The sequence below is a fragment of the Chitinophaga sp. S165 genome (assembly GCF_003182155.1).
In the GTDB taxonomy this organism is placed as follows: Bacteria; Bacteroidota; Bacteroidia; order Chitinophagales; family Chitinophagaceae; genus Chitinophaga.
The window spans coordinates 825,147-840,085 of sequence record NZ_QGTG01000001.1 but is presented as its reverse complement, the minus strand read 5'-3'; the positions used below and the strand labels follow the sequence as shown (position 1 = coordinate 840,085).

Annotated in this window: 6 protein-coding genes; 4 read left to right on the top strand and 2 right to left on the bottom strand. The window is 46.4% G+C overall.

Annotated elements, in window-relative coordinates; genetic code table 11:
- Positions 1-272 precede the first annotated feature (272 nt).
- The 3 genes from C7475_RS03100 (at position 273) to C7475_RS03090 (ending at position 10,116) form a co-directional block, all read left to right on the top strand.
- Positions 273-8,795, top strand: a complete 8,523-nt coding sequence (locus C7475_RS03100) for a gliding motility-associated C-terminal domain-containing protein (RefSeq protein WP_146217451.1) — start codon at positions 273-275, stop codon at positions 8,793-8,795.
- 140 nt (positions 8,796-8,935) lie between these two features.
- Complete coding sequence (locus C7475_RS03095) at positions 8,936-9,601, top strand: flavin reductase family protein (protein ID WP_110050929.1); 666 nt, start codon at positions 8,936-8,938, stop codon at positions 9,599-9,601.
- 89 nt (positions 9,602-9,690) lie between these two features.
- Complete coding sequence (locus tag C7475_RS03090) at positions 9,691-10,116, top strand: SRPBCC domain-containing protein (protein ID WP_110050927.1); 426 nt, start codon at positions 9,691-9,693, stop codon at positions 10,114-10,116.
- 309 nt (positions 10,117-10,425) lie between these two features.
- Here the strand turns inward: C7475_RS03090 and C7475_RS03085 are convergent, their stop codons facing one another.
- Positions 10,426-11,073, bottom strand: a complete 648-nt coding sequence (locus C7475_RS03085) for a response regulator transcription factor (protein ID WP_110050925.1) — start codon at positions 11,071-11,073, stop codon at positions 10,426-10,428.
- A gap of 25 nt (positions 11,074-11,098) precedes the next feature.
- Positions 11,099-14,152, bottom strand: coding sequence for a two-component regulator propeller domain-containing protein (locus C7475_RS03080; protein WP_110050923.1), 3,054 nt, complete (start codon positions 14,150-14,152; stop codon positions 11,099-11,101).
- A gap of 214 nt (positions 14,153-14,366) precedes the next feature.
- Between C7475_RS03080 and C7475_RS03075 the strand changes: the two genes are divergently transcribed.
- Positions 14,367-14,867: a 2'-5' RNA ligase family protein gene (locus C7475_RS03075; RefSeq protein WP_110050921.1), complete on the top strand. Its 501-nt coding sequence runs from the start codon at positions 14,367-14,369 to the stop codon at positions 14,865-14,867.
- Positions 14,868-14,939 lie beyond the last annotated feature (72 nt).

Genomic DNA, 14,939 nt, shown 5'->3' with positions numbered 1-14,939 from the left:
CCAGAGCCCGCCACGTTAGTACCCCTAATGATCATCCTACATATAGGTACGTATTTTTAATATTTTCATATTATTTATACTTTTAATCTTAAAATAGTAATATTTTTTCGCTATACCACTGATGCCTATGGAAACTTTTTATACTTCCTATTCTATTGTCGAGGGAGAGGTGAACCGGGCTTTTTCAAACACAAAAACATTGTATATCAGCAACACAGGTAATCCCACTCATTGGTTTTAACTGTTCCTGAGCATTCACGAAATCCCTATTGATGAAAAAGCTTCTAATACTCTTATGCCTGTTATTGTGTTGCGCTTTTGAGATGGTGCAGGCACAGACAGTGTACGTTAATATACCAGATGTGGTATGTATGTCCAGAACCAACGCTACTGCCAATCAGATCAAGTTCACAAGTGTGAACGCCATGGTGGAAGGCACCGGTCTTACTATTCCCCAGAAGGCCGACTGGAGCATCACAACGCCTAATAACACCGACGCCGACTTTGAAGTGCTCTATACAGAGAGTGCGGGGGTAACCAAAGCAGATAAGCTGAAAAATACAACAGCTCTGACACTGCAGTTCCTGGTACCTGGTAATTATACATTTAATATTACGCTTTATTATAGAGGTGCGGATAATGTACTGAGAACAGTGACACGTACGCAGACACTGCGTGCAGAGGATTGTACTATCAACACTTGTGGTGATGGTGGAGCAACAATGGCGGGATTCGCAGAGAACTTCGGTACTATGCTGGATGGCGTAGACCGTAGAAATTATCCTGTAGATGGTGTAGTACAATATAACTATCAGCCTTCAGGTGCACTTGGCCTTGAAAGCTATATTATTACTAATAATCCATCTGTAGGTAATAGTACCTGGGCTAATACCATCGATCATACCGGTGGTTATCGTGGTGCGATGCTGCTGGTTAATCCATCTGTAGCGCCCAGCCAGTTCTATCAGAAAACAGTAACAGGCCTTTGTCCTGGTTCTGTATATAATTTCAGCGCATGGCTGATGAACGTTAATACCAATGATGTCTTTACAAAAGATTGCCGGAATGGTTATCAATATGCTGGCGTTACCTTCAGAGTAGTCGATGCTGCAAACCCGGCCAGGGTCCTGAATGAATTCAAAACCAATTCAGTATCAATGATGCTGGGTTCAAGAGGACCAACCTGGCAGCGTTATGGCGGAACATTTATTGTTCCTTCAGATGTAAATTCAGTAACAGTATTTATTGTAAATGATAAACCGGGAGGTTGTGGTAACGATATCGCTATAGACGATATCGAATTTTCTTATTGTAGCCCCAGCATCGTTGCGAAAATTGATGGAGATGTGGATCTTAAAGAAGTATTGTGTGAAGGAGCGCCGATCACTTTATCAGCTTCCTATCAGCCGGCAGGTTACTTCGTAGATCCTGTGTACCAGTGGCAGATGAGTGATGACGAAGGCAGAACATGGATCAACGTACCTTTTGGTACCGGTACCACATCACCACAACTGGTGATCGCCGAAGGCGAACTGAAAGGTACCCGTAAAATAGCAGCTGATTACCTTTTCCAGGTACTGATCTATGAAAGAGGAAGTGACTTAACGACCTGTGCATCACCTTCATCATCTATCAGGCTCACGATATTGCCGATGCCGATCCTCAATCTGACGCAAAGTGAAGTGTGCGCGGGTACGATTGTGGAATTGGAAGCATCCGGTGGATTTGATTACTATGAATGGAAAGACATTCCTGGTTATACAGATACAAAACGTACAATTCAGGTTATAAGCGATACTACTATTACTGTGTACGGGTTTATGACCTATGCTGACGGACATACCTGTATGGACGAAAACAGCACAGAGATCAAACTGGTACGTAATCCGAGAGTAGATGTGGCGGTTTCCAGCACCAATGTATGTGTCGGCGAATCCGTAGATCTGAAGATCAATGATGTACTGAATGGTTATCAGATTACCTGGTACAGAGGTCCGGACCCAATTACCGGTGTACGTACGGCGATGCCGCAATATGCTAATAAGGTATTGGCTGGCCAGGTGCAGATCAACAGTATTGCTGATACTATATTTTCAGTAGAAGTAACTAACGCTGCGAATACCTGCACGGCTACGTCGAATCCTGTTATTGTAAAGGCTAGTGCTACGCCGGTAACACAGCTGAAACCTAATCAGAACACATATTGTGCATCAGCTAACCCTACCGGTAACTTCAATGTTGAGGTGGATAAAATACCGGGAGCTACTGGTACCTGGAGGGTGGAATCGCTTTTCGGTCCGGCTGTTATTGATGACGTGATTGACAACTACGTTAAAATCCTGATACCGACGGCTGAGCGTACGAGGGTTACGGTTAAGAAACCAGGAACTTCAGTTGTATTGTCATGGACTATAAAGAGCCCGAACAATCCGGCCTGTTTTACAACGGTAATTGATACGCTCAATCTCCTGTTAGATCCTACCTACAGTGATGCGGGCAGGGATACGACACAGTGTGGCACTGATAATATATTTACCATGAATGCCAGTCAGCCGCTTGGAGATTCCGTGACTTTTGGTCCGGCGAGAGAAAGAGGTAAGTGGACACTGGTATCCGGTAACGCAACTATCGCTTATGACACTGCTTACAATACAACAGTGACCGCGCTTGATAATGAGGGAGATATCGTGCTCAGATGGACTATTACCAACGCTGGAGGATGTGTGGCCAATGTTGATGAAGTGGTGCTTCATAAAATAGGTAAGCCTGTTATCAATCTGGTGAACCCGGTTGTGTCCTGTAACAGCAAAGGATTCTTTGTCCTGGATACAGCATCAACAAAAGGAACACCTACCTTATATTCAATTACACCTGGTACGGCACCGATGCCTGGCTTTGTAAATATCACCGACCAGCCATTGGTTTGGCCGCTGAAAATTTCTTATCCTGCTGCAACGCCTCCGGGTATATATACATTTAACCTGAGTTACAGGACAGCAAAAGCTGGTTGTGATTCTACCATTCCTTTCACAGTGAATGTGGAATCCGGACCAACAGCTCCTACAAGTATCACGGCAGATAAAACTACTATCTGCGGTGCCGGTAACTCGGTTATGCTGACCGTAAATGGCGGAAGCCTCGGTGTGAAGGCTGACGGTGTTACACCAAATGCAGTATGGGCATGGTATGGAAATGGTTGCGGTACAGGCACGCGCCTGGCTACAGGTGCATCTGTTACTTTACCGGTAACAGCTACCACCACTTATTATGTGCGTGCCGAGAGCCTGGGCGCTTGTGATACTACTGCGTGCGTAAGTACGACAGTAACTTTCACAGCAATGCCGGCTACTGTATACGCAGGGGCTGATCTCTCAAACTGTAACAGCATCACCTTTAATATGGGGGCCAGCGATCCTGCTCCTGGAGTAGGTAAATGGGTGCTGCCTACAGGAACTACCGCTACAATTCCGGCAGGTCAGATCAATAGCCGCACAGCAGTGATCACTGTACCACTGGGTACAAGTGTCAAGGCTGCATGGGTTGTAACAAACGGTACCTGTATTGCTTCAGATACCGCCGTGCTGACGAACTTTGCACCTCCTTCTACTGCTAAAGCGGGAAATGATACTACACAATGCGGTAACACACAGTTCACCATGAAAGCGACATCGCCTGCAATCGGTGTTGGTACGTGGACGTTACCTGCTGGTTCTACTGCAAACATCGCCGCCGGCCAGGAAAACAATCCGGCTGCGATAATCAGTGTACCGGTAGGAGCGTCGGTGACAGCTACTTGGACGGTAAGAAACGGAACCTGTATCTCTACCGACAATGTCGTATTAACTAATGCAACGCCGCCGACTGCAGCCTATGCTGGTCCCGATCAATCGCAGTGTGGTATAGCTAACTTTGCAATGGCAGCTACTCCGGTAACTGCAGGTACAGGCAAATGGGTACTGCCTGCAGGAACAACTGCTACTATCCCTGCTGCTCAGATCAACAATCCGAATGCAGTGGTTACTGTACCGGTAGGCACAAGCGTAAGCCTGACCTGGCAAACGACCAACGGTACCTGTACAAGTACAGATGTTGTTGTGCTGACCAATTCAGTAATGCCTGTAACTGCGCAGGCAGGACAGGACGTATCACAATGTAATAATAGTGTGTTCACCCTTGCTGCTAACGCTCCCGGAGTTGGTGGTGGTATCGGTACATGGAGCGTAGTATCCTCTACCCCTGCCGGATTTACCTTCCCTGCTGGTGCTATTCACAGCCCGAATGCAGTACTGAGTATCCCGACAGGTACGGTTGTAGTATTACGCTGGACCATCGCCAACGGTGGTTGCTCTTCTGCAGATGATGTGACGCTGAGTAACAGCCTGGCGCCAAATCCTGCTGCTGCCGGTCCTAATGAAGCACATTGTAACGTGGCTGCGTTCACACTTTCAGCTAATTCCGCTTTAGGCGGTACCGGTACCTGGAGAGTAATATCCCCGGCTACCTTTATTTTCCCTCCTGCAGATATACATAATCAGATAGCTAATTTAACAGTGCCTGCCGGTACTGAACTGAAATTAGAATGGACGATCGCAAACGGTGGTTGTACCACCAGCGATACTGTGATACTGACTAACTATGCATTGCCTGATCTGGCAAATGCAGGTCCTGATCAGTCACTATGTGCCGGCCTTGACTTTAAAATGGCGGGTAACAAACCTACTCTGACAGGTGCTATTGGTACCTGGTCTGTAGTAAGCGGCACTGCTATCATTGCGGCCGGTCAGGCCAATATGGACACGGCTCATATTAGTCTGCCAGCGGGAGGTGCAGCAACCTTACGCTGGACCATGACCAATGGTAACTGCACCAATTCAGAAGATGTAATACTTACAAGTATACCTAGACCTACAACTGCCAACGCCGGCGTAGACCAGCAGCATTGTAACAATGCTCAGTTCACCATGGCCGCCAACTCACCAGTAACAGGTACTGCCGCCTGGAGCCTGCCTGCGGGTACTACCGCAAGCATCGGCGCCGGTGATATGAGTAATCCGTCAGCTGTAGTGACCGTGCCTGCAGGTACAACTGCTACCATCGCCTGGGTGACGTCAAACAGTACCTGTAACTCGGTTGACAGCATCACGCTTACAAATAGCGTAATGCCTAACAATGCGACTGCAGGTGGAGATCTGGTACATTGTGATGATCCGAATTTCGTGATGAATGCGAACAATGCTTCTCCTGCTTCCGCTGTCGGTACCTGGACTATTGTAGGCGGCGCATCGGCTGTCATCTCCGACATCCATAGCGCAACTGCATCAGTGACCGTACAGCCAGGCACCACAACAACGCTCCGCTGGACTATCGCCAATGGCGCATGTACGTCAACGCCTGATGACGTTGTATTGACCAATCAGCCTGCTATTCAGGGCAATACGATCACTGCCGATCAGGTACTGTGTGCAAGCGATGCACCAGCTATGCTGACAGGTGGTGTCGTAAGTGGCGGTACCGGTACATTTACCTATCAGTGGCAGATGAGCACTACCAATGCCATTACAGGTTTTGTGAACGTAACGACCGGTACAGGTGGTAATAGCGACAGCTATACGCCTGCGAACATTACACAAAGTACCTGGTTCAGACGTGTGGTAATGTCTGGCGCTTGTACAGGAAACATCAGTAACGCAGTCATGCTGACACTTATGAGCCTGCCGCCGGTAGTGGTATCCGTTCCTGCACCGGTCACAGTAGATTGTGTACAGGGTACTGACTATACTACCAAATTCGGTACGCCGGTGTTCAGTCATGCTCCTTATAATAATGAAACAGTAACGGTAACAAGCAACGATGTAACGACCACCGTAGATGCATGCACGTTCAGAATTGAACGTACCTGGACTGCGACTGACCGTTGTGGTCTTACTGCCCAGGCACAACAGGTGATCACGGTAACAGATAAAACTGCACCGGTATTCAATGTAACGGCTCCGGCGAATGTGACCGTAAACTGTGACGCTATTCCCGCAGCAGTGAATCTCACCGCTACAGACGCCTGCTCCGGTGCAATAACTGTTACTCCTATAGAGGTGACAGTGAGCCAGGCTGGCGCATGTCCGAGCAACTATCAGCTGATCCGTAAATGGGTGGCTGTAGATGCCTGCGGTAATGCCAGCGATACCCTGAGACAAGTAATTACTGTTCGCGATATAACAGCACCAGTGTTTGATAATCCTGCTCCGGCCAATATCACTGTTAATTGTGATCAGCTTCCTGCAGGACAACCGCTGACAGCTACAGATAATTGTACACCTGGTACCATTACTGTCAATCCGGTAGACGTTCGTAAGAACCTGCCAGGTAGCAAGTGTGACGGTAACTTCCAGATCATCCGTACATGGACCGCGACAGACCTTTGCGGTAACAAGGCTGTGCTGACACAGACCATCACCGTTCAGGATAATACCAAACCGGTGTTCTCCATTATCTTACCTCCGGCTATCACTGTAGATTGTGACAGTGTACCGGATGTAGCAGCCGTAACGGCCACAGACAACTGTACGGCTAACTTAAAAGTGAAAGTGTCTCAACGTAAAGACTTCCTTTCTACTACCTGTCCGAATAATTATAGATTAACACGTACCTGGACAGCTGTTGATAATTGCGGTAATACCGCTACCATGCAACAGATGATCACAGTCGTAGATACAACCAAACCGGTATTTACTTCATTACCGCCTGCTGATACAACTGTAGATTGTGGTGCTGTGCCTGAACCGCCAGCTAACCTGACAGCAACAGACAGATGCAGCGCAGTGAAGGTTACTTACCTGCAGACCCGTGAGAATATCAGTGGCGCATGCGCAGGTAATTATCGCCTGATCCGTACATGGACTGCGAAAGATGCTTGCAGTAATACCAGCATCGCCCGCCAGGTAATTAACGTAACAGACACCACCAGACCGGTGATCGATCCTGCTCCGGCAGACGTGACCCTGAATTGTGGTGATGCAATACCTGTTCCGGCTACACTGTACGCAAAAGATAACTGTGATGTGAACTTCCCACGGAAAGTGACCATGGTACAGGAACCGTTTGTAGTGGATAAATGCGCAGGATATACCATTATCAGAAGATGGAATATCAGCGACGCATGCGGCAACACCGCTATAGAACGTGTGCAGACCATTACCATCAATCCTTGTCCGAAACCGGAACTGGATCCGAATATGGCTGCCAATTGTTCTAACAACACTAAATTCGCTGTACTCTTAAAGAATAAAGTAAGTAAACCTAAGTTCACACTTGTGAGCGTGGTACCAGCTACCGTTGATGCTCCGATAACACAAAGCAGCAACGTGTTCGATCTGAAGGGTGCTACACAGGCTACCTTTACGGTGACTGACGGTGCAACGGGTTGTGTATCAGATCCTGTAACTTACGATCTGCAATACACTGAGAAGCCGGTAGTTGAACTGGGTAGTGATGTATCAGTTTGTAGTGGAGAAACAGTAACGTTGGATGCCGGCATGAATAACGCAGCTTACAACATCTACTGGTCAACAGGTGCAACGACACAGACCATTACAGTAACTACCAGCGGTACTTACAAAGTGACGGTGTTCAATGGTGTTTGCGGTACCAGCGATGAAGTGAAAGTAACGATCAATACTCCGCCGGTAGTAGACGTACCTGATGTTTCTATTTGTGAAGGATCAAGCACAACGTTAAATGCATACACTCCCGGAGCTACCTATATCTGGAGCACCGGCGAAACCAGCTCTTCGATCGACGTATATATGGCCGGTACTTATGGTGTGGATGTAACAGTGAATGGTTGTACCACGCATGATGACGTAACCGTAACAGTGGGTAGAGCTCCGAATGTTGTATTGTCTGAAGATGTAGAGATCTGCCCTGATGAAACAGCTATGCTGACGGTAGATCCTGATGGCGGTGAAATACTTTGGAACAACGGAGAGACAGGTAATTCCATCGTCGTGTCCAGACCGGGCGATTATTGGGTGACCGTAACCCGCGATGGTTGTGTTGTGGAAGATACTGTATCTGTAAGTCTGAAATCACATCTGGACCTTGACCTCGGTCCGCAAAGGGATATCTGTATAGGCGGTCGTGTAGTGCTGGATGCTACTAACGCCGACGCTGTGTCTTACCTGTGGAATGATGGTGATACAAATCCTGTGAAAGAAGTAACGGTTGCGGGTAATTATGTTGTCTCTGTTATGGACAGGTTCTGTTCCCAGATCACGATGGACAGCGTAAAAGTTACCATAGCTGGTATTCCGGACTTCGACCTGGGCCGCGATACTACGCTGTGTCTTGAAAATGCCCTGATATTGAATGTGAATGCAGGTGCAGGCAATAGCGTACGCTGGCAGGATGGTGCTACAACCAGTACGTATAAGGTGACCAGTACCGGTTATTATTCTGTAATTGTATACAACGAATGCGGATCAGTAACTGACAACATCGCTGTGACCTATAAACCATGTGAGCCAAATCCGAGATTCCCGACGGCGTTCACGCCTAATGGCGATGGTAAGAACGATGTGTTCAGGCCAACGATAGATGGTCCGATGTATGATTATGAATTACGCATCTTCAACCGTTGGGGCCAGCAGGTGTTCATTGGCAAAGACGCAAGAAAAGGATGGGATGGACGATACCTGAACAATCTGGTTGAGAATGGCGCTTATATCTGGTCAATAAGCTACAAGCAAAAAGCAGGAGGGCCGGTTATAGTGGTAAATGGTCAGATAACCGTTATCAAATAAGTAAGAAGTGTAAAGTACAATAGGCAAAAGGGCGTCCCGGGTTGATCACGGGGCGCCTTTTCATTTGCGCACTTCCGCAAGAACCGGGTTGAGAAGGCACTGCGGCCCATCTAACTTTGGGACATCTAAATAACACTATTATGCATCTCCGCAGTGAGCCCGCGATCCTTTATTTCGGCACCCCCGTGGTACTGATCAGTACTGTTAATGAAAATGGCACATATAACCTTGCGCCTATGTCTTCTGTCTTCTGGCTGGGATGGCGGTGTATGTTGGGCCTATCCGCACTTTCCAAAACAACGGAAAACATATTCCGTACCCGGCAATGCGTCCTGAACCTGCCTTCGGTACAACAGGTGGAAGCTGTAAACCTGCTTGCCAGGACTACAGGCAGTGATCCGGTGCCTGCCGGGAAAGAACAGAAAGGCTACCGCTATGAGGAAGATAAGTTTGGCCTGGCCGGCTTAACACCTGTGGCATCAGAAACCGTTGAGCCGCCCCGGGTGCAGGAATGTCCTGTACATCTGGAAGCGGTATTGGAAGCATCACACGGTCTTGCAACAGATAATGCGGCACAACGGGGAAAGATCATTACATTTGAAATGCGGATCACCCGTGTACACCTGGACGAATCGATATTAATGAAAGGACAGAAAAATAAAGTAGACCCTGATAAGTGGCGCCCGTTAATCATGAGTTTCCAGGAGTTTTATGGATTGGGCAGTAAGCTGCATTCATCCACACTGGCGCAGATCCCTGAACATTTATACCGGACGGCGGATATCGAGAAAGCCAGTACAACGTAGCTGGCAATATATCCCCTGATATGTCCCGTTTAGCCATTCCGGAGCTACTTCGACATTCTTACTTTTGATATAAGTTAAAACGGAAACATATGGTGGCGATCGAGCATCTGCAACAGATAAAGGCCAGCCCGGCAAAAGTATATGAAGCCCTTACCACAGCGGAAGGACTGGCGGCTGTATGGACGACAAAGCTGAAGGTGGCGGCGGAAGTCGGGTTTGTGAATGAATTTAACTGGGGAGAGGATTATGTCACGCAAATGCAGGTCCTGGAATTGCGTGCCGGTGAAAAGGTATTGTGGGAATGTATGGAGTCTGATCCGGAATGGGTAGGTACCTTCATTTGTTTTAAGATCTCTTCCGAAAAAGAAGGTGTTACAACGCTATTATTGAAACATTATAACTGGCAGGAGGTAACAGACTATTACCGCAGCTGCAATTACCACTGGGCGATGTTCCTGCTCAGTCTGAAGCAATATCTGGAAGAAGGGAAGGGAAACCCTTATACAGGAGTCTGACAGTAAATATGAGGCTGGAAACAGACAATTTCAGATATTCGATCTTATGTATTCAGTTAACATTTTTCCGACAATTACAGAAAAAAAAAGAGCCCTGAGAACAGGGCTACACCAGATAAATTAACGTAAACAGATCATTTGAATTTAGTTTATCTCTAGCAGGATGTAATTTCCTTTTTAAGTTTCGTTTTTCTCTGAACAGGCCTCATCGCCTTTTCTATAGCAAATGTAGACCATCTTCACATGTCAGAAAATCACCTAAATCGGGGAGACCGGTAACTCAGAGTGGGGAGAATTGGCAAGGCCGTATCATACAATGCGTTGATTGATTGCAAGCGCAACGGCTTCTGTAAGTGAAGCTACGTGCAGCTTTTCATAAATTTTTTTCACATGACTACGCACTGTTTCGTAGCTGATGTTAAGTTCACTGGCAATCATTTTGTAACTCAGTCCGTTGACGATACATGTCAATACCTCTTTTTCTCTCGCTGTCAGATTGTAGCTGTCATTATTCGGCTCCGGCTTCTGTACTACGCTTTTCTGAAGCAGGTTTAATACTCTGCGCGCTATCGACGGACTCATTGGCGAGCCGCCAGTCTGAAGTTCCTGGATAGCGTCAAGTAACCGCGTGTTCAGATGATTCTTCAAAATGTAACCGGATGCGCCGGCACAGATTGAGTCAAAAACCCTGTCATCATCCTCAAACACCGTCTGAATGAGGATCTGTACATGTGGAACTTCTTTGCAGAGAACTTTAATGGCTTCAATACCACTCATCTCCGGCATTTCAATATCCATTAGTACAATGTCAGGGCTACAGTTAAGTACATCGTTCACACAATTACGAGCGTCACTGAAGACGCCCACTACTTCAATTGAGGGGGCCGTGTTTAGCAATAAAGTGATGCTGTTACGGATGTTTTTGTTGTCGTCAAAGATGGCAACGCGTATACTCATGGTTTGTCGTTTTTTTGTCGCCTGGTCAGGCAACAGGAAAGCTTAGTTTTAAATATGTCCCTTTGTATGGTTCACTTTCTATCCCCAGGTCGGCCTTCATTTCACTGGCGCGGTGCCTGATGTTGTTGAGTCCATTGCCAGACAGGCTCCTGACGGAAGGGTCCTGTACTGCCTGATGATCAAATCCTATACCATCGTCCTGGATGTTAAGTTCCAGTACATTGCGACGGTAGCTGATGTTCACTTTGATAATACTGCATGCTGCATGTTTTAATGCATTGTTCACCGCTTCTTTGAAAATGAGATAGAAATTCTTTCGCTGATGCATGGCAAGGTTCAGTGTCTCGATCTTCTGGTCGCAGTCGAAAATGAAATGGATCTTTTTAGCGGTACACAGAGGTTTCGCATAAGACTCCATCCGCTTCACAATACTACTGACGTGATCATTTTTCGGATTGATTGCCCACACAATGTCAGACATCTCGGAGATCATTTCGTTGGCCGTTGTTCCAATGGTGGTTAACAATTCTTTCAATTGTTCACTTTTGTGTTGTTCGTTGTATATTCTGGCTACTTCACTGTAAACGGAGATGCCGCTCAGTGTAGATCCCACACTATCATGCAGGTCCTGTGCTATACCATTCCTGATCTCCTGCCGTTTCAGCAACTCATTGATACGGTAACGGTAGATCAGATAAATAGTACCTGCGATCAGTACTGTACATAACAGATAGAACCACCACCTTGTCCAGAAAGGAGGGATAATGGTAATGTGCAGGGCTGTGACCCTGTCGCCGAATACCCCCTTCCAGTTACTGGCCTTCACCATGAACGTATAGTCTCCGCCCTTCAGGTTGGAATAGTAGGCGAAGTTACGCTTGCCAACATTGTTCCACGCCTTATCCACCCCGGCGAGCATGTAGGAGTACTGGATATTGTCCCCGCTGAATTCCGGTGCGGAAAACTCAATCGAAAAATAGTTCTTGGTGTAGTCCAGTTCAACGGCCCGCTTTTGCAGCAGATCGCTGTGCGAATCATTGAAGATCTTAAAGTCCGTCAGGTATACCGGCGGTTCGGTGTTGATCCCGGCTATGTCACGAGGATTGAATGTCAGGTAATAATTTGTGCCCCCCACATAAATATTGCCTTCATTGTCTTTGTACATATAACCTCTCACACCACCATTCTTCTGAAGGGTAGGCAGGTCATAACAGCTGTAGATCCTGACGCCGGGATCGTACTTATGTATATGTCCGTTGCATACCATCCATACATTGCCTTTCTCATCTGTTTGCAGCCCTTCTGTCAGATTGCTGGATTCCGTGATGTGCTGCACTTTCTGCGTTTGCACGTTCAGGTAATTCAATCCACCTCCATATGAGCTGACCCAGATATGTCCCTCTTGTCCTTCCTGGATATCATATACGTCTTCATTGTTGATGTCATGCAGGTATTTCACCTGTTGCCCTTCTTTCTGCGGCCAGTCGCCCAGTCCGTGCCTGGCGGTGGCCAGCCAGATGTTACCGTTTGTCGCCTTTGACATTTTCCGCACCAGGTTATCCTTCAGGTTATACCGTTTTAATATAGCCCTGACGGAGTCACTACGGGTTACCCATACTTTATCTGTGAAGTCATAATAACTGAGGTAATGACCATATGGTGATACGATGAGTACCGGATGACCGCGCATGGTATCCTTTACAATAGACACGATCCTGGAAGCTATAAGCTTTTTCATGACCGGGTCTTTTTCCGTATTTGGAAGCATGGTCAGCGTACCTTTTAAGGTGTCATATGCAAAGAGGGTGTAGTCGGTACCGATATAGAACGTACCGTCCTGGTCTGCAAAGAACTTGGTGACCGCCAGCTGCTGTCCCTTATAGGTTAGTTTCCGGTGCTCGAAAGCATGTTTGCCAGGATGTTTAATGAAAATACCATTATTGGTACCTATCCATAACCGGCCCGCCGGATCTTTATAGAAGTCGAAGATGCTGATATCTCCGCCCGTTTCCGGTAAAAATGTCTGTTTAAAAGGGTAGTATAACGGATTGTAGTAACTGATACCATTATTGGTAGCTGCCCATACAATACCCGTTCTGTCAATGTATACGTCATTCACATGATCGTTCACGATCGAACCGTCTACGAATGGATGGTGCTTATAGTGGGAGAAATGGTGCTGGTCCTGGTCATAAACGATCAGTCCCGAGTCTTTAGCGGCCATCCAGAGACGGTGGTCCTTATCTTCCGCAAAAGCATTGATCTCATCATTCGGAAATGAGTTCTTACCGGGTGTAAACCGGAATGTTTCCTCTGTTTTTTTCAGATGGTCGTAATGATAGAGAGCCTTGTCCCAGGCGCCATACCACATGTCCTTGTTATGGTCAAGGAACAGGGCGGTGACGGATACATGGGGAAGCCGGACGTACAGGTCATCGTATCTTTTGTCGCCGGTGAACTGTAATGTACGGGTATTAACTTTTAACAGGCCTCCGCCCGCCCTGCCTACCCATAACGTATCGGAGGCATCTACGCTTAGCGACAGGATGGAGGTTGTGCCGGTTTTTACCGGATGTGAAAATTCTCCCGTCTTCTTGTTAAATCTTCTGGTGCGATAATTCCCTGTTCCCACCCAGAGATAGCCGTTATGATCATCCACTATGACATTGATATGGTTTTCGGGAATACCATTTTCATTGTCCGCCTTGTACCTGTATTGTCTGAACTGCTTCGCCGGGGGCTGACGGTAATCGTATGCGCTTAAGCCGCCGTCTTCAGTAGCAATCCAGATAATACCATTTTCATCTTCCAGTAGGTCGCTGACAATGTTGCCGGATATGCTGGTCGTATCGCCAGGCGTCCTTCTGAATACGGTAAAATACTTACCGTCATAACGATTTAAACCATCCTCTGTACCAAACCATATGAATCCCCGTTTGTCCTGTAGTATACAGTTGACTTTGTTGTGGGAAAGCCCGTTCTCAGTCCTTAATGTGTTGAAATAAGGCGTCTGTTGTTGTGCTATAATGGTTTGGGTTAACATGACTATCGTTACCAATAAAAGGTAAGTTTTTCTCATGATAGGTTTGTTCCACTGCTGATTTTGTTGAGAATCAAAATTACACGTTTAATAATATTAAATTGTAAGGATTTATTCATTTTTTATAAAAATAAAGTTAATTTTTTATCCATGTTATAACATTAACTTGTTGTAATGCTTATCAGAAACGGATTTCAGCGTTTTTTTGTTACAGAAAAGAGATTAATATTGAGCATTATTTTTTTTACAGAATATGAGCAATATCATGATCGTTACGTTGCAAATTGAAGAAGTGTATCAGGTACACTTTAACACTTTGCGCCAACTTTATTTTCCGGCGCATGCCAATTACCTGGATGCTCATATTACCCTGTTTCATCGCCTGCCTATTGGCGAATCGGCCATCATAGCAGCTTTGAGGAGTGCTGCAGAAAGAGGGCCGCTCATATTAAATGTAGCCGGTATCGTTAATTTTGGAAAAGGTGTAGCATACCGATTGGTATCTGATGAATTGCAAAAGTTACATCAACAGCTACAACATATGTTTGATCCCTGGTTGACAAAACAAGACAGACAACCGTTACGTCCCCACATTACCGTTCAAAATAAAGTTACCTCCTATAAGGCCGAACAGCTCCACCAGTCGCTATTGCAGGACTTTACACCGTTCGATATTCAGGTTACAGGACTACAAACCTGGCGTTATTTACATGGACCATGGAAGGCGCTGGAAACCTTTTCTTTCCATAAATAAGAAGACGATGCACTTCTAAACAAAGTACATCGTCTTCTATAGGCTATAGATAAAATCTATAGATACTTAAAA

Coding starts and splice junctions, on each gene's coding strand:
- C7475_RS03100 (WP_146217451.1), top strand. CDS start 273: ATGAAAAAGCTTCTAATACTCTTATGCCTGTTATTGTGTTGCGCTTTT.
- C7475_RS03095 (WP_110050929.1), top strand. CDS start 8,936: ATGCATCTCCGCAGTGAGCCCGCGATCCTTTATTTCGGCACCCCCGTG.
- C7475_RS03090 (WP_110050927.1), top strand. CDS start 9,691: ATGGTGGCGATCGAGCATCTGCAACAGATAAAGGCCAGCCCGGCAAAA.
- C7475_RS03085 (WP_110050925.1), bottom strand. CDS start 11,073: ATGAGTATACGCGTTGCCATCTTTGACGACAACAAAAACATCCGTAAC.
- C7475_RS03080 (WP_110050923.1), bottom strand. CDS start 14,152: ATGAGAAAAACTTACCTTTTATTGGTAACGATAGTCATGTTAACCCAA.
- C7475_RS03075 (WP_110050921.1), top strand. CDS start 14,367: ATGAGCAATATCATGATCGTTACGTTGCAAATTGAAGAAGTGTATCAG.